Origin of the sequence: Chryseobacterium taiwanense, from assembly GCF_000813825.1 — a bacterium.
Lineage (GTDB): Bacteria > Bacteroidota > Bacteroidia > Flavobacteriales > Weeksellaceae > Chryseobacterium > Chryseobacterium taiwanense.
Genome location: NZ_JWTA01000005.1, coordinates 1 through 17,487 on the forward strand (window position 1 = coordinate 1; position 17,487 = coordinate 17,487).

19 protein-coding genes are annotated in these 17,487 nt (G+C 33.8%); 12 read left to right on the forward strand and 7 right to left on the reverse strand.

Annotated elements, in window-relative coordinates:
- Positions 1–43 precede the first annotated feature (43 nt).
- Both RM51_RS06545 and RM51_RS06550 read right to left on the reverse strand, forming a co-directional pair.
- On the reverse strand, positions 44–628 hold the full coding sequence (locus RM51_RS06545) for a DUF3109 family protein (protein WP_039366575.1): 585 nt from the start codon (positions 626–628) through the stop codon (positions 44–46).
- 5 nt (positions 629–633) lie between these two features.
- The gene (locus RM51_RS06550) at positions 634–1,539 is read right to left on the reverse strand and encodes a DUF6427 family protein (protein ID WP_039366578.1); all 906 of its coding nucleotides are present in this window, start codon (positions 1,537–1,539) and stop codon (positions 634–636) included.
- A 42-nt stretch (positions 1,540–1,581) separates the two neighbouring features.
- On the opposite strand from RM51_RS06550, the gene RM51_RS06555 reads away from it, so the two are divergent.
- Positions 1,582–1,815 (forward strand): DUF6341 family protein, encoded by a 234-nt coding sequence (locus RM51_RS06555; protein WP_039366581.1) that lies wholly within the window; start codon positions 1,582–1,584, stop codon positions 1,813–1,815.
- A gap of 74 nt (positions 1,816–1,889) precedes the next feature.
- Here RM51_RS06555 and RM51_RS06560 read toward each other — a convergent pair whose 3' ends face one another.
- The 5 genes from RM51_RS06560 to RM51_RS06580 form a co-directional block, all read right to left on the reverse strand.
- Positions 1,890–2,327, reverse strand: coding sequence for a universal stress protein (locus RM51_RS06560; protein ID WP_039366583.1), 438 nt, complete (start codon positions 2,325–2,327; stop codon positions 1,890–1,892).
- A 59-nt stretch (positions 2,328–2,386) separates the two neighbouring features.
- On the reverse strand, positions 2,387–2,992 hold the full coding sequence (locus tag RM51_RS06565; protein ID WP_039366585.1) for a fumarylacetoacetate hydrolase family protein: 606 nt from the start codon (positions 2,990–2,992) through the stop codon (positions 2,387–2,389).
- 547 nt (positions 2,993–3,539) lie between these two features.
- Positions 3,540–3,938 (reverse strand): putative signal transducing protein, encoded by a 399-nt coding sequence (locus RM51_RS06570; protein WP_039366587.1) that lies wholly within the window; start codon positions 3,936–3,938, stop codon positions 3,540–3,542.
- A 4-nt stretch (positions 3,939–3,942) separates the two neighbouring features.
- A complete protein-coding gene (locus tag RM51_RS06575; protein WP_039366588.1) occupies positions 3,943–4,707 on the reverse strand; it encodes a 3'-5' exonuclease in 765 nt (254 codons plus the stop codon).
- Between the two features lie 94 nt (positions 4,708–4,801).
- On the reverse strand, positions 4,802–5,521 hold the full coding sequence (locus RM51_RS06580) for a CDP-alcohol phosphatidyltransferase family protein (RefSeq protein WP_039366591.1): 720 nt from the start codon (positions 5,519–5,521) through the stop codon (positions 4,802–4,804).
- A 138-nt stretch (positions 5,522–5,659) separates the two neighbouring features.
- On the opposite strand from RM51_RS06580, the gene RM51_RS06585 reads away from it, so the two are divergent.
- From RM51_RS06585 to RM51_RS06635, 11 genes are all read left to right on the forward strand, one after another.
- Entirely contained in the window at positions 5,660–7,591 is a 1,932-nt protein-coding gene (locus tag RM51_RS06585; RefSeq protein ID WP_039366592.1) for an LTA synthase family protein, read from the forward strand.
- Positions 7,592–7,744: 153 nt separating this feature from the next.
- Positions 7,745–8,164, forward strand: coding sequence for a DUF2147 domain-containing protein (locus tag RM51_RS06590; RefSeq protein ID WP_039366595.1), 420 nt, complete (start codon positions 7,745–7,747; stop codon positions 8,162–8,164).
- Between the two features lie 209 nt (positions 8,165–8,373).
- Positions 8,374–9,354, forward strand: a complete 981-nt coding sequence (locus tag RM51_RS06595; protein WP_039366597.1) for a pyruvate dehydrogenase complex E1 component subunit beta — start codon at positions 8,374–8,376, stop codon at positions 9,352–9,354.
- 112 nt (positions 9,355–9,466) lie between these two features.
- Positions 9,467–11,461, forward strand: coding sequence for a KUP/HAK/KT family potassium transporter (locus tag RM51_RS06600; RefSeq protein ID WP_039366601.1), 1,995 nt, complete (start codon positions 9,467–9,469; stop codon positions 11,459–11,461).
- Positions 11,462–11,528: 67 nt separating this feature from the next.
- Positions 11,529–12,002, forward strand: a complete 474-nt coding sequence (locus RM51_RS06605; protein ID WP_039366604.1) for a Fur family transcriptional regulator — start codon at positions 11,529–11,531, stop codon at positions 12,000–12,002.
- Between the two features lie 3 nt (positions 12,003–12,005).
- Positions 12,006–13,745, forward strand: a complete 1,740-nt coding sequence (locus RM51_RS06610; protein WP_039366607.1) for an OstA-like protein — start codon at positions 12,006–12,008, stop codon at positions 13,743–13,745.
- A 101-nt stretch (positions 13,746–13,846) separates the two neighbouring features.
- Positions 13,847–15,022: an aspartate aminotransferase family protein gene (locus tag RM51_RS06615; RefSeq protein WP_039367712.1), complete on the forward strand. Its 1,176-nt coding sequence runs from the start codon at positions 13,847–13,849 to the stop codon at positions 15,020–15,022.
- 198 nt (positions 15,023–15,220) lie between these two features.
- Positions 15,221–15,499, forward strand: a complete 279-nt coding sequence (locus RM51_RS06620; RefSeq protein WP_131667051.1) for a hypothetical protein — start codon at positions 15,221–15,223, stop codon at positions 15,497–15,499.
- Between the two features lie 52 nt (positions 15,500–15,551).
- Positions 15,552–15,992, forward strand: coding sequence for a hypothetical protein (locus tag RM51_RS06625; protein WP_039366613.1), 441 nt, complete (start codon positions 15,552–15,554; stop codon positions 15,990–15,992).
- A gap of 186 nt (positions 15,993–16,178) precedes the next feature.
- Positions 16,179–16,565, forward strand: a complete 387-nt coding sequence (locus tag RM51_RS06630) for an START-like domain-containing protein (RefSeq protein WP_039367715.1) — start codon at positions 16,179–16,181, stop codon at positions 16,563–16,565.
- 112 nt (positions 16,566–16,677) lie between these two features.
- Positions 16,678–17,451, forward strand: a complete 774-nt coding sequence (locus tag RM51_RS06635) for an aminotransferase class IV (protein WP_039367717.1) — start codon at positions 16,678–16,680, stop codon at positions 17,449–17,451.
- Positions 17,452–17,487 lie beyond the last annotated feature (36 nt).

Here is a 17,487-nt window from a genome sequence, read left to right on the forward strand (position 1 = left end):
TCTGAGGGCTTTTATTATTTTAGAGAAATATTTTTAAACTCAATTACGAGCCATATTCATTTTTCCATTCTTCAGCAACTTCACTGAGAGTCGTGTAGAAATCTTCACCATACTTTCTCGTAAGCGGAGTTTTTAGGAATTTATAAACAGGTACCTGTAATTCTTTTCCTAAAGCGCAAGCATCACTGCATACATTCCACTCGTGGTAATTCAAAGCGGAAAAAGTAGAATATTCTGTAATTCTGATCGGGTACAAGTGGCAGGAAATCGGTTTTTGCCAATCTACAGCACCATCCTCGTAAGCTTTTTCAATACCGCATTTCGTAATTCCCTTTTCATCAAAAGTAACATAAGCGCACTCGCGGTCTTCAACCATTGGCGTTACATACATTCCGTCAGACGGATCTGTAGTCCATGTTCCTTGCTCTTCCAGTGCTTTTATTCCTTCTTGCGTTAAATAAGGTTTTATCTTATCAAAAATATTGTCTAATATCTCAAGCTCTTCTTTATCTAGCGGAGCTCCTACATCACCTTCCACACAACATGCGCCTTTACATTTGGTAAGATTGCATACAAACTCTTCGGAAAAAATATCCTCGGAAATTAATTTATCGTCTATCTGAATCATAATCTTTAAAATATATCAAAATAGGTTTCTGCCTTAAACATAATTAAGCTTAAAATAATAAGCCACAAACTCAATTCCCTCATCCAGTATTTGGGGAGGAATCTTAACATTCTACTCAATATAATGCTTGACGGAAACGCCAATAATAATAAATACTCGTAATTCTTATTCATATAAAGAATAATCGTAACCAGCTGTGCCAATGAAAAAACCAATAAAAAAGTATACTTATACTTGCTGATCGGGCTTTTTTTATTGTAATTGCTAAAGTGGTCGTATATCGCATAAATAAGAAGCAATGCAATAGGAATTAAAGGGAAAAGTTCATGGTAATCAGTAATGATTGTCATCTTTCCAAAAGGAAAATAATCGAGATTCCATGTAGTGAAATCAAGAAAATACATTGTAGATAAATAGCTGATCACAATAAGAAGGACTCCTAATAAAAATCTGATGATGTTTAAACTTACCCTTTCAGAGGTTGCAATAACGTGTATCAACACAAAAACAGCCATTGGCCAGGTTGTCGGAAGAAATATGAAATTAAGCGCCACAATGGAGCCTACCAATACGTAAGATTTCTTTCTTAGATCTTCGTTCGTACTCGTAAGAAGAAGCATAAGAAAAGCATTCGTAAGCAAAGCTACAGCAATGCCGATATCTATTCCTCCAGGATACAATCCGAAAATAAAAAATGTATATAAAAATAAAGGAAGATGAGTCTGATAATTAAGGGCAATAGAGTGAAAACAGAAATAGGCCAAAGCAATTCCTAGAAATGTAATTCCGGCAACAATCGCTTCATAAGTGTTGAAATTCAGTATGTTAAATAATATTACTATAAAAAGAAGAAAAACAATATAGACCGGTATCGAAAAAATATTGCTTTCTTTTGAAAGTAATTTAAACATTTTTTATAAATTTGTGCAAAGTTAATTTAAAAAAGGAAAATAATGACGTCTTTCTTTCTATTCTTAAGTAAAGTTTTCAAATGGTCTTTCGGTTTTTATGATGCATTTGGAAATGTTTTAAACTGGATCTTGTTTATCGTTTGCTGCGTATTGTTTACGTACTGGTGCTATGTTTTAGTATCAAAGTTAGGTGGAGATAAAGACAAAGATTATTATTCTCCTACAGAAGGTAAACACCCTTACTACGATCCAAAAATCTACAAAAAAGAAGGTTAATTAATTGGTTATATAGTAAAAAACCGATCAAATATTATATTTGATCGGTTTTTTTATGGTTAATAATTAAATTACTAATTATGAATAGGAACAACCAATACAGGGATTGGAGAACTTTTTGTAAGTCCTTTCGTTAAACTTCCTACAAAAACATCATAAATTCCGCTTCTTCCGTGTGATCCCATCACGATAAAATCAGCATTCTTTAGTTTTGCATACTCTAGAATGATATCTTTTGCGATCCCTTGTTTCAAAAGGTGTTCACAGTCTACATCATGAGCAAGAATTCTTTGCTGAAGTTTATTCAGTTGTACCAATTCTTCTCTGATCTCGTTTTCTTCCACTTCCGGGAAATATTGGTACCCCATATCGCCAATAGCAAAACCTATATCGGTAGGAGCAACATGTATCAGATTTATTTTTCCATTGACTTGTTTTGCAAATTTCACGGCTCCATCTATCAGCTGATCTGTCTTTTCCCCAAAATCTACGGGTAATACTATATTTATCATATGGTCATATTTTGTCTCTTAAAGGTAAGAAAAAAATAGATAAATGAAAAATTTTAAAATTACAATATTCTTAAATCTAAAACTTTATCCTCTTCCAGATAAGCCTCAAGAATATCATTTTCATTCACTTTTCCGACTCCTTTTGGAGTTCCTGTGAAAATAAGATCTCCAACTCTCAACGTGAAATATTGAGAAACAAAAGTAATGATGTCATCAATACTGAACATCATGTCTTTTGTATTTCCGTCCTGTACTTTTTCTTTGTTCTTTAGTAATGAGAAATTCAGAGCGTCAAGGCTGAATTTTTCTTTTTTGAAAAAGCTGCTTACGACAGCCGAACCGTCAAAACCTTTTGCTAATTCCCAAGGTAAACCTTTAGATTTTAGATCACTTTGAAGATCTCTTGCCGTAAAGTCTATTCCCAAACCGATTTCTTCATAATGCTTGTGAGCAGATTCTTGCTGGATGTATTTTCCCCCTTTCGAAATTTTAACGACAACTTCCAGTTCGTAATGAACATCTTCAGAAAATTCAGGGATGTAAAAATCATTTCCTTTTAAAACGGCGGTATCCGGCTTCATAAAGATAACCGGTCTTTCAGGAATTTCGTTTCCTAATTCTTTCGCGTGTTCGCTGTAATTTCTTCCTATGCAGATTATTTTCATAATTCTTTTATTTATTTCATTGCGAGAAACGAAGTTCCAAAGCAATCTCGTAATGGTATTATTAATTTTTTTAAGGAGCTATTTCCCGCTTTTCACTATATCTTTTGTTCCGCTGCGCTTCACAAAAGGATGCCGTTGCAATCGGGGCTAGGAGATTTATCTTGTTTAAAGACCTCCCCGTCAAAAATTCTTTCAGAATTTTGGCCACTCCTCTGGAGGGGTGGAATTCTGCCTGTGAATTTAAAACTTTAGAAAACCATAAAGCTTGTCATTCCAGAGGAATCCCAACGTAGTATTAGAGAACAGTTTTATGTCATTGCGAGAAGCAGAGCGACGAAGCAATCTCTTTATTTAAAAAGAAAAATGCCGTGGCTTAGATCCTTTCAGGATGACAAACTGTGTTCAAAACCTTTGCTGAGTGAAACGTCTTTGTGAACTAAAAATATTCACAACAAAATTCAAAAAACTTAGCCAACCTTGCGTTTAAAATAATAGATTCTTCATTCTGCTTTGCTCCAATCAGAATGACAAGGTTTGCGTTCAATTTTTAACGCGTAAACTCATTCCCACAATAATAGCACACAAATTTATGACTCGTTAAAATGGAAATACCAAAGAAACTTGTTGCACTATCATCTCTGTAAATGTGATTAGAACCACACTTCGGACAAACAAAATCAAATTCAGGATCTTCAATAGTATGTTCTACTTCCAGAGAAAATTCTTCGTTCTCCTTGTAATCCTGTAAAACTTGTTTTGCTTTTTCCAGATCTTCCTCAAAAACCTGCAGCTGAATTCCTCCTACGGCCTGAGAAAGCAACCAATCCGACTGGATTAATTGTTCATTGGCAATAAAACTGTTGATCCCGTTTTCAGCCAGGATTTGTTTGTCTCTATTCGCCTGAAGAGCAGTTTCATAAAATTTAAATTTAACGAGCTCACTCATCTTTTTAAAATTTACTTAATAACTGAATTTTTGTGAAAACCTTCTTAGTATATAAAGGGAAATCCGCATTCTGCAGCCATCCGAAATATCCAAGATCTTTCTGGAAAACAGCTTTCACGCCTTGTCCTTTATACTTTCCGAAGTTGAAAACCGCTTCATTTTTATCGTTATATCCGATGAATCCTGCCAAATCTGCATTTTTGTTATGAAATGTAAACTCACTTAGTTCGGCAATTTCATTCGGAACATCTTCATATTTTCCAACCTGTGCATCCAATACTTCAAAAGTAGCCATAACATCAGCTTCTGCAGAGTGTGCGTTTTCCAATGTTTTGCCACAGTAGAACTGATAGGCAGCTCCCAGATTTCTAGGCTCTTTTTTATGGAAAATCGTCTGTGCATCCACTAATTTGAATTTACTAAGATCAAAATCTATTTCAGCTCTTAATAATTCTTCTGCTAATAAAGGAACGTCAAATCTGTTAGAATTAAAGCCTCCCAAATCTGCTCCTGAAATCATTTCCATGATTTTGGAAGCAATCTGTTTGAATGTAGGAGCATCTTTTACATCTTCATCATATATTCCGTGGATCTGGCTCGATTCTAGAGGAATAGGCATTTCAGGATTTACTTTCCATGTTTTGCTTTCCCTTGAAGAATCCGGATTTACTTTTAAAATACAGATTTCTACAATTCGGTCTTTCCCGATATTGGTTCCTGTAGTTTCCAGATCAAAGATGCAAAGAGGTTTATATAATTTTAAATTCATTTTTTTGTAAGTTATGAGTTGAAAGTTATGAATTATGAGTTAAAATGAAGTCGTATATTTTACAACATATCACTAATAACTCAAAACTTATCACTTAATTAAGTTGTTTTTGAAAGATAATTGAAATAAAAATGTAATAGATAATCACCAATGGTATTCCTGCAATTTTGAAGATAGTCAGAATAAGAATTGAACCAATTAATAAAGCTACTTTAGGATAATTGTCCTGAAGTTTCATCGATTTGAATTTCATGGCGATCATTTTGATAGGACTGATCAAAAGCCATGAAGATAAAACAGTCAGTATGATAAGACCCAAGCTGAATGTTTCGTTTTCAAATATTTTTGGTGATGCGATTTCCACCAAATAATAATAAATCCCAAATATCAAAATGGTATTAGAAGGCGTATTCAATCCCTTGAAATAATATTTTTGATCCTCATCTAAATTGAAAATAGCCAGTCTCAGACACGAAAATAACGTGATAAACAATCCAAGATATTTAATTTCAAAAGGCAAAGAGAATCTTAAAAGATGAGTGCCGAAAGGTTCAAGCATTTTAAACATTGCCAATCCCGGAACCAGTCCGAAACTTACCATATCCGCTAAAGAATCCAATTGAACACCTAAGTTTGAATTCGATTTTAAAGCTCTGGCTACAAAACCATCAAAAAAATCTAAAATCAAGGAAAGAATAATGCAAATAGCTGTCGTTTGATAATCGCCAAGAATAAGATGGATGGCTCCCACACTGCCTGAAAATAGATTTCCCAGAGTGATTGCATTCGCAAGATTATTTTTAATAAAATTCATAACCACAAAATTAAAACAATATATCAAATAAATGAATGTAAGAATATATCAATTTAAAGGTGTGCTTAATTATTGCTACATTTCTATATTGCAGCATTGTTGCATTCATTGTATACGAATTTGATGTAAATTTGTGCCATGAAATTTTTTAAAGAATTTAGAAGACAAGAAGTTCTGGTATTGTTATACCGGATTTTTTTAGCATATTTTTTCTATCAGATTGCCAGATTTTTATTTTGGTATTTTAATAGAGGCTTAATTAAAATAGACTCAGTTTCAGATTATTTTAGCCTGTCTTATCATGGGATTGCATTTGATACCACCGCAATTTTATATGTAAATGCTCTTTTCATCCTGCTGAGTTTAGTTCCTATTGTGGTTAATACAAAGAAAGTATATCAGAAAATCCTTTTCTGGCTGTACTTTATCACCAACGGAATTACCTATGCAATGAATTTCGGAGATTTTGTGTATTTTAAATTTTCTCAAACAAGACTTACTTCAGCCGCATTTCAGGTGGCACAGCACGAAGAAAATATTTTCAAAGTATTTACCGCTTCTATTATACAGAATCCTTTTATTCTTATCTGGTTTGTCGCTTTGATGTGGCTCTGGGTTTTCCTTTATAAGAAAGTGAAAATTACAGAACGTAAACCTGTAAAATTAATCCCGTATTTTATTTTATCCATTCTAACACTTTGTGTGACTGCAGTTTTAGTTGTTGGTGGAATAAGAGGGGATTTTAAACACAGTACAAGACCGATCAATCTTGTAGATGCAAATCGTTTTGTAAAGCTTCCGGCTCAGGGAAATATGGTGCTGAACAGTACATTTTCCTTTTTCAGGACATTAAATACCAATAATTTCAAAGAAGTACACTTTGTAGACGAGAAATTTATTGATGAAAATATTCAGCCTTATAAACAGTATGACAGGAAAGTAACAAACAAACCTAATATTGTTATTTTTATTGTAGAATCCTTTGGTAGAGAATATTCCGGAGCATTTAATAAAGACAAAAATATTAAGGATTATGTTTCTTATACGCCGTTTATCGATAGTTTGGCAGGGCAAAGTTTAATATTCCCGAATACTTTTGCGAACGGAAGACAGTCTATTCACGGGATGAGTTCTGTTCTGGCAGGAATCCCGAGTTTGACGGATGCTTTTACAAGTTCACCTTATTCCAACCAAAAAATACAGTCAATTGTTTCTATCTGTAATGACTTAGGATATGATACCTCTTTTTATCATGGAGCTCCGAATGGTTCTATGGGATTCTTAGGTTTTGGAAATATTCTTGGGTTTAAACATTATTATGGAAAAACGGAATATAATAATGATAGCGATTTCGACGGAATGTGGGCGATCTGGGATGAACCGTTTTTGCAGTATTTTGCTAAAAATGTAGGGAAAACCCAACCTTTCATGACAACCGTGTTTACGGCTTCTTCACATCACCCTTTCAAAATTCCGGAGAAATATAACGGGAAATTCAAAAAAGGGAAAAATCAGATGCATGAGCCGATACAATACACGGACTATGCCATCAAAAAATATTTTGAAACCGCTAAAAAGCAACCTTGGTACAACAATACCATATTTGTTTTTACAGGAGATCATACCAATGAAGTGTATTATCCTGAATATGAAAAAATCATGAATCGTTTTGCGGTTCCTTTGATCTTCTATTCTCCGAATCCGGAATATAATCTGAAAGGCGTGAATCAGGAATTTGCACAGCAAATAGACATCTATCCTACATTGGCTGATTTAATAGGCTATGATAAAAAAATCAGAAGTTGGGGAAGAAGTTTGGTGAGTGATAAAAAATATGCTCCCATTATTGCTAATTCCGATGGAACGGTAGAGCAGTTCATTATAGGGAATTATACTTATCGTTTTGACGGTAAAGAAATCGTAGGTGTTTTTGATAAATCGGATCTGGGATTGGAGAAAAACTTGATGGATCAACTGAAAAATAATCCTGAGGTGGAAAAAGGGAAATTGATGGCGAAGGCGTGGTATCAGGATTATATGAACAGGGTTATTAATAGAAAGATGTATTAAGTCCGTTTAGTAAATGTTTAATTCTGAAATTTGGTATACCTCTTGTTATATATGCCTTGGATAATAAAAGTTTTTGTTCGTTTAAAATTAATTTATATTTTTAACAGTAATTAGACAACAAAACTATTGTATCAGAATTAAAACTATAAAAATATGAGAAAATTATTATTAACATCTGCTTTTTCTTTATTGGGAGTGCTGTCTTTTGCACAGATCGAAGGAAAATGGAAAACAATAGATGATGAAACAAAACAGGCAAAATCTATCGTAGAGATCTATAAAAAATCCGACGGTAAGTATTATGGGAAAGTTTCTCAGCTATTAATAAAACCTGCGGATCCTAATTGTACGGTTTGTAAAGACGATAGAAAAGGAAAACCGATTTTAGGAATGGAGATCATCAGAGGACTTAAAAAAGAAGATGATGAATTTACAGGAGGAACGATCACCGATCCTAAAACTGGGAAAACGTACAAGTGTACCATTACAAGAGAGGGTGATAAGCTGAATGTAAGAGGGTATATTGGTCTTTCTTTAATAGGAAGAACGCAGACTTGGCAGAAAACGAACTAAAAAACTTAGTGTAAATAGAATTTAAAGACGGTATTTCTTTTAGAAATATCGTCTTTTATTTTTATGAAATTTATAAAGAATTAAATAAACCGGAAGAAAATGTAATTTAAATTAAAATTAATACAAAAATCTTAGCGAATGTGATCTCTTTTTTATGATGCGTATAATAAAAAAACACTACTTTTGTAGTCTAAATTTTTCAAATAAATATGGCAGAATATACTTTTCGTGAGGTAATTGCACAGGCAATGAGCGAGGAAATGCGTAAAGACGAATCCATCTTTTTAATGGGGGAGGAAGTTGCAGAATACAACGGTGCATATAAGGCTTCAAAAGGAATGCTGGATGAATTTGGTGCTAAGAGAGTAATCGATACACCAATTGCTGAGCTTGGTTTTACAGGGATTGCTGTAGGTGCTGCAATGAACGGTAACAGACCAATTGTAGAGTATATGACGTTCAATTTCTCATTGGTAGGTATTGATCAGATTATTAATAATGCGGCGAAAATCCGTCAGATGAGTGGAGGTCAGTGGAACTGTCCTATCGTTTTCAGAGGACCTACTGCTTCTGCAGGACAATTGGGAGCTACACACTCTCAGGCTTTTGAAAACTGGTTTGCAAACGTTCCGGGACTTAAAGTGGTGGTTCCTTCAAACCCTTATGATGCGAAAGGATTATTGAAAACAGCGATTCAGGATAATGACCCTGTAATTTTCATGGAATCTGAGCAGATGTATGGTGATAAAATGGAAATCCCTGAAGAAGAATACTACTTACCAATCGGGAAAGCAGATATTAAAAAAGCAGGTACAGACGTTACATTAGTTTCTTTCGGAAAAATCATGAAGTTGGCAATTCAGGCGGCTGAAGATATGGAAAAAGAAGGTATTTCTGTAGAAGTTATCGATCTTAGAACGGTTCGTCCTTTAGATTTTGATACAATTTTAGAATCTGTAAAGAAAACAAATAGATTAGTGATCTTAGAAGAAGCTTGGCCATTTGGATCAATCTCTTCTGAAATTACATATATGGTACAGCAAAAAGCATTCGATTATTTGGATGCTCCTATCAAGAGAATTACGACTCCTGATGCTCCTGCACCTTATTCAGCTGCATTATTTGCAGAGTGGTTCCCTAAACTTGAAAAAGTAAAAGAGGAGATTAAAAAAGCAATGTACGTTAAGTAATAGAAAAAAACTTCCGAAAGGAAGTTTTTTCATTTATTATATTCATGAAGAAAAGTTCTTGGGGATATAATTTTGGTTTAAATTTGCGCGTTTAAAAATTAAATTATCTGTTATGGCAGAAGTTACAGAAGGCGGTCATCATTTTGACATTAAAAAGCTTTCCTTTATTGGAGTTTTGGTTTCTCTAGGAATCGTTTTTGGAGATATTGGTACCTCACCGCTTTACGTAATGAAAGCAATTGTGAACGCAAGACAGAGCGGAAGCAATATGCCTTTTAACGAATACATAGAAGGGGCGCTTTCGTGTATTATTTGGACTTTAACGCTGCAAACAACCATTAAATATGTTATCATAGCCCTTCGTGCAGATAACAAAGGAGAAGGTGGGATTTTAGCTTTATTTTCTTTAGTTAAGAACCTTAAGAAAGGCTGGCTGTATCTTATCGCTATTGTGGGAGCAGCTGCACTTATTGCAGACGGGGTGATTACGCCTTCGTTGACGGTAATGTCAGCAATTGAAGGTCTTGAAATTTATAATCCTCATACTCCTGTAGTTCCTATTACGATTGGAATTCTGATTGTGATTTTTGTGGTTCAGCAGTTCGGAACCAGCTTTATAGGGAAGTTTTTCGGACCTATTATGGTCGTTTGGTTTTTAGTATTGGGAGGATTAGGAGTTTCTCATTTAAGCGAAAACTTTGAAATTTTAAGATCATTCAACCCTTACTATGCTTATAAACTGATTGTAAATTCACCAAGTGCTATTGTGATTTTGGGAGCGGTTTTCCTTTGTACAACCGGAGCAGAAGCTTTATATTCAGATCTTGGACATTGTGGAGCAAAAAACATCAGAGTAAGTTGGGGATTTGTGAAAATCATGTTGATTTTAAATTACCTTGGACAAGGAGCTTGGTTACTAACAAATTACCAAAATCCTGGATTCTCTGCTGTAAATCCTTTCTTTGGAATTATGCCGCCTTGGGCAGTTTTACCGGGAGTGATTTTGGCAACAGCTGCAGCAATTATTGCAAGTCAGGCATTAATTACAGGGTCTTTTACTATTTTCTCTGAAGCAATGTCTCTTAACTTATGGCCTAATCAAAAAATTGATTATCCTTCAGGAGTAAAAGGACAAATGTATATCCCAAGAATCAATTGGGGACTATTATTATTCTGTATTATCGTGGTTCTTCACTTCAGAGAATCAGGAAAAATGGAAGCGGCTTACGGTCTTTCCATTACAGTTACCATGTTAATGACGACAGTACTTCTTGTATTTTGGTTACTGAAGCACAGAATCAATAAGCTTTTGATCCTTGTTTTTGCTTTTGTGTATTTAGCGATAGAATTAGGTTTCTTCAGCGCAAATATTATCAAATTCATGGAAGGAGGTTGGATTACCGTAGTATTGGCTGGTTCAATAGGAATTTGTATGTATGCTTGGTATAACGGTAGATCTATAAAAACTCAGTTTATTCAGTTTGTGAAGCTGGAAAATTATACTCCGATTATCAAGGATATGAAGCTGGATGAAACAATTCCGAAATATGCGACCAATCTTGCTTATCTGAGTAGAGCGAAAAGAAGTGATGAGGTAGAATCAAAAATTATCTATTCTATCATTAAAAAACAACCGAAAAGAGCAGATCATTATTTTATTTTAACGATTACCAATCAGGAAGATCCGTTTACTTTTAAATATACCGTAGATGAGATCTTGCCGGGAACTATTTATAAAATCAATTTCCTTTTAGGATTTAAAGTAGATCGTAGAATCAATGACTATTTTAGTATGGTTTTAAAAGATTTGATGGCAGACGGAACCATACCTTCAAGAAGCAGTCACCCGTCTTTAAGATCTTACAATATTCCACCGGATTTAAAGTATGTAATTATAGATAACTCCTATATCAACGATATCCTTTTAACTGTTAAACAGAAGATTACGTTGAATATTTACAACTTTGTGAAGTATATAGGAAGTGATGACTTTAAAGCATGGGGAGTGACTTCTCACAACGTTGTGGTTGAGTCTGCACCTATTACAGAACTTACGGTTTATGATCATAAAATTGAACAAGCCGGGTTCTTGAGACACAATAGTTAGTCTGCTTTAACAATTCCTTCTGATATTAATTAAATAAAAATCAATAAATTTGTAGATAATTTTTTTGATGGATACTTTACAAAAAGAAAAAAATATAGCTTTAATTAAGGATGTTTTAAGAAACTATTTATTAGAGAAAGGTTTCAGAAATACTCCCGAAAGATACACCATATTAGAAGAAATCTATAATATGGATCACCACTTCAATGTGGATGATTTATACCTATTGATGCTTCAGAAAAAATATCATGTATCGAAAGCAACGATTTACAATACAATTGAAATTTTCCTTGATGCAGGGCTGATTCGTAAACATCAGTTCGGAGAAAAAACATTGACTTCATCTTCATACGAAAAGTCTTATTTTGATAAACAGCATGATCATTTGGTGATTTATAAAAAAGATTCAGATAAGGAGATTGAAGAAATTATCGAATTTTGTGATCCTAGAATTCAAGGGATTAAAGAGGCAATTGAAGAAGCTTTTGGCGTAAAAATTGATTCTCATTCGCTATATTTTTATGGCACTAAGAATGATTAATCAATGAGACTGATTTTTTTACTGTTACTTTTCGTTTCTACGTTCTTTTTTGCGCAGAATAATAAGACTGTGCAGATGGATCCTTATATTCAGCCAAAAGCGAATGCTGCACAACAACCGGTTCGCCCTCAGGATAAAGTAAGGATTATTCATGCTGATGAGTTTAAAAGAGATACGAAGTATGAAGGTAATCAATACATGGTTGGTCGTGTGCAAATTGAGCATCAAGGTTCGGTTTTAACGGCAGATGAAGTAGTTCTTTATAATGAGAAAAGTCTTGTAAAAGCTTTTGGAAATGTAAAATTGGTTAACTCTGATGGCTCTGTCATTTCGGCAAAAGAAATGGAATATAACGGAACTACTCAAAGAGGGGTTGCGAGACAAAATGTAGTGCTTACCGATCCGAAAGGAACTATTATTAAAACAGAAACTATGTATTATGACAGACTGACCAATCAGGCTTATTATAATACAGGAGGAACGATTGATGATGGTAAAAGTACAACGTATTCCAAATCGGCTACTTACTTTTTAACGACTCGTACTATTGATCTTACAGGGAGAGTGAAGATTGTAGATCGTGATTATACATTGGAAGGTGAAAATGTTGTTCAGAATCAAAACACCAATATTGTTACCATTAACGGGTATACTACAATTACCAATAATAAGAATCCTAAAAACAGAATCGTTACAGAAAAAGGGACTCATAATCTGAATACCAAAGAATCTTTCCTGACGAAAAATTCAAGGGTATATTATAATGATAAAATCCTTACCGGAGATGAGATCTATTACAATCAGCTTACAGGTTTTGGGAAAGCAACCGGCAATGTAATGTTGGATGACCCGAATGAAAGAAGATGGATAAAAGGAGGATATGGTGAGATTTTTCAGAAGAAAGACTCTGCAATGATGACCAAAAATCCATATGCTGTAAAAGCAATGGAAAAAGATTCTTTATACTTCGCTTCAGAAAAAATAATTTCCTATCAAAAACCAGATTCTGCGGATCTGGCGGTAAAGAAAAGTTTTATCAGAGCATTTAAAAAAGCAAGATTCTATAAGTCAAACGCACAGGGAAGGGCAGATTCCATTGCTTTTAACGAAACAGATGGAGTAATGCATATGTATACAGCTCCTATTCTTTGGAGTGGCGAGAAGCAGGTGACAGGAGATAAAGTAGAAGCTTATTTTAATACTCAAAATGAAAATATTGATTCATTAAAAGTGATTGGAAATGCTTTGGCAATCAGTAAAGTCGACTCTCTTACTCTGAAAGATGAATTCAATCAGGTGAAAGGAAAGTTCATGACAGTTCATTATGAGAATAATGAAATTAAAGAAGCCACAGTAATTGGTAACGCTCAGGCGATTGCTTATACAGACGATACCAACAAAGAAACTAAACAGACAGAAAGAATAGGAATTACCCTTTCTTCTTGTGGAATTATCAGTACGCTGTTTGCAGAAAGTGCTTTACAGATCATTTCATGTAGTATCGGTGCTACTTCTGAAACCTACCCGATGAGTAAAATTGAACCTTCAAAACGGAAATTCCAGGATTTCAATTGGAATACAAAAGACCGAATAAGGAAGTGGCAGGATATTCTGGTAGATACTCCGAATTATGAAGAGATAAAGTATACTCCGGAGAGCGAGTTGTATGATAAAGCGCAGGAGGCTATAGATGCCGAAAGAGCAAAAGAAGAAGCTAAAAAACCAAAAAGAGTTAGAAAATAATAAGAAGACCAGTTTGTAGAAGCTGGTCTTTTTTATGGGGATTAATTTCAGGATTTAACGAATGTTTTATAGCTTTGCTGAAAATTTTTCTTATAATGGAAATGCAAAAAGATTTTTTTACATATCAGGCTCAGACTACAAAATTTGCTGCAGGTTTTGAAGTTGAAAAAGCGGTAGGGAGCTACATTTACGGTACCAACGGAAAAAAATATTTAGACTTTGTAGCAGGGGTTTCTGCGAATACTTTAGGTCATTCCCATCCAAAAGTTGTAGATGCAATCAAAGAACAGGCAGAAAAATATCTTCATGTCATGGTATATGGAGAGTATGCTCAGGAAAAACCAGTCGCTTTATGCAGACTATTGGCAGAAGCAACTCCGGATCCGCTAGAAATTACGTATTTGGTGAACAGTGGAGCAGAAGCGATTGACGGGAGTTTAAAGCTAGCTAAAAGATATACAGGAAGAGAAGAAATTGTTTCCTTTAAAGATTCGTATCACGGAAATACACACGGAGCACTAAGTGTTTCAGGGAATGAAACTCATAAAAGAGAATTCCGTCCTCTGTTACCGATGGTTTCCTTCATTGAATTCAATAATGAAAATGATTTTGATAAAATAACAGAGAAAACAGCTTGTGTTATTTTAGAAACCGTTCAGGGAGCAGCGGGATTTTTGGTTCCTAATGATGATTATTTAATCAAACTTAAAAAGAGATGTGAAGAAGTAGGAGCCTTATTGATTCTTGACGAAATTCAGCCCGGATTCGGAAGAACAGGGAAATTGTTTTCTTTTGAACATTTCGGCATTGTTCCCGATATTTTGGTTATGGGAAAAGGAATGGGAGGAGGAGTTCCTGTAGGAGCATTCATGAGTTCAAAAGAGATAATGGAAACATTGGCTCACTCTCCAAAATTAGGTCACATTACCACTTTCGGAGGAAATCCTTTAATTGCGGCTTCCAGTTATGCAACGTTGAAAGAAGTCTTAGAAAGCGGATTAATGGATGAAGTAGAAGAAAAAGAAAAATTGTTCAGAGAACTTTTGGTTCATCCTAAAATTCAAAATATAAACGGTAAAGGATTGATGCTTGCTGTAAATTTAGGTTCTCCGGAATATACTTTGGAGGTTGCTAAAAAATGTATGGAAAAAGGGTTGATCGTTTTCTGGCAGTTGTACAGAAATGAATACTTAAGAATTTCTCCACCGTTAACAATTTCTTTGGATGAAATCAGAGAAGGATGTCAGATTATCTTGGATGTTTTAAACGAAAATTAATAGCGTGAAGTTTTTTACTATCTTTAAGTTTTATACAGGAATTTAGATCTTAATTAGTAAAAGATAAAAAGTATGAGATTAATAAATGCTTATAAAGGAATATTACATTTTAGGATTCTTATACTTATCATTTTTAACATTATCTTATTCTATTTTCTAAATGCAGGCTATAAGGATATAAGTAGAAAACAGGAAATTATGAACATGCAAAACCCAGTAAAGGTTAAAATCTTGGATGTTTATGGTGGAAGGGGGAGGTCTTCATGTAAAGTACAATTTAATAATCATATATATGATAATATTTCTCTTCCGGTAGCTGATTTGAAAATTGGAAGTAGTAATGATAAATATTTTTATTATGATAGAGAAAAAGATCTCGTTTTTTCTGATAATCTGCAAATACGGGCTGTAATTTTCATTGGAATCTTATTTGTTGTTTCTCTTCTATTGTGGTTTGTTCCTGCAAGATTCCTTTAGAATTGATTTGTGAAAAAATAGCTGTCTAGATTGTACATGTAAAACTTCAATTATGAAAAATTTTATTGTTTTTTTTATATTATTATTCAGCTGTACTTCAAGTTCTCAGGGTAAACATGTAGATTTACAAATAGACTTACAAGGTGTGTTTAAAAATAATTACGACATCTACATGATTTTCAGTAATAAAAATAATTTTTCTGTTGAAATAAAAAAACCTTGTATGTATAATACATATGTCAACATCCATAAAGAAGGAAAGGAGCTACCCATTAAAATCAGAGTTAAGGCAGATCCTGCTTGTGCCTATCCTGCTTCTGTTTTGAGTGTGAATGACACCTTAGAATTTAAATTTCCTATGAATATTAGGGAGTTTTATGATTTTAAAGATGGGGAAAAATACGTTATGAATATCGAATATTATATTTCCTCAAATCATGAGTTTACTCAAAAGATAATAAGTGATGACTATGCTTTTATTTGGCGAGATTAAATATTTCAAACGAAAATTAATATAAAAACGCTTCAAAAATTGGAGCGTTTTTTCATGAAAATAGATTTAAATAATTATTTAAAAATCTCTGATAAATATCATGAAGATTATGTAAAAAAGTAAATACAATTTTGTGTAATAAAAAAATTAATTTATATATTGCGTGACGATAAAAACAAAGATTATATGGCGAAACATAAAGTCCATTACGAATTTCCAATGCATTGTCTATCAGAGATTTTATATGAATATCTTGCGACTGCAGAGGGGTTGTCTGAATGGTTTGCGGATGAGGTAACAGAGAAGGGTGATGATTTCTTTTTCAGCTGGGGTGGAGGTCCTGCTGAGAAAGCCACTTTAATCAGATATAAGCCTGAAGGTTTCGTTCGTTTCAGATGGGAAGAAGATGAAGGAACGAAAAATTTCTTTGAAATGACTATCGTAATTGATGATATTACAGAAGATTTAGCTCTAAATATTACAGACTTCTGCGAAGAAGGAGACGAAAGCGAAAATGCAATGTACTGGGAAAATCTGATAGAGAATCTAAGAATAAAATTAGGTGCTGCATAATGCAGTATACACCAAATAACAAAACTGATGAACGATTTATCGTTCATTATTTTTTTATAACGTAATCAATATAAAATTGGAAAATCAATATTTTACTTCAGGAGAATTACCTATGAAAAATAGAGCATTTCTTGCGGGAGATGCTGTGAAAGTTTCTTTCTTCGTGAGAGATGCTAAACTTATAATGGATGAAGAATGTTATTTCTTCTTAATGGCATCCATGAGAAAGATGAGAATGAATATTCCTCTAACCTATACACTGGAGTTTTTCCAGTCTCTTTTTCAAAAAGAAGTTGTTGATCAGAAAGGAATACAGAACGGGATCATCAACTTTCAGGTGTTCAGAAATAATGATGGTATTACCTTGTCTAAATCTACTATATCTTACTTTTATGAGGTTACAGAAATGGATGATGTTTTAGCGGTTCATACGAGACCTTTAGAGTTGGATCTGATTAAAGAAATAAACGTCAATAATAACCTTTTAAGTAATATCAGAGTACATTCTCCGGAAAATATCTACGGGGAGATTTATGCTCAGGAAAATGACCTTGATGATGTTATTTTACTGAACCCCAATAAAAGAATTGCACGTACAACTTCTGGTAATCTTTTATTTTTGGAAGGAGATGTTATTAAAGTTCCCAAACAAACAGAAGGTGCTTACATTTCTCCTTTAATGGAAAATTTTGTGACCTTTTTACATAAAAATAAACTTGCAGATATTCAGGAACACGAGATTATTGCATTTGAATCTCAAAAAGCTGAAGAAATTTTAATGATTTCCGAAGAGAAAGGCATATTTTCTGTAGGTAAAATAAGAAATAAGACTTTTGTCGCTTCCCGTTTTTTAGAATGGGTAGAAAGCTGGAAAGAAAGTTTTTAAAAATTAGGCAAACCCGGTAAACAACAAAGTTCTAAA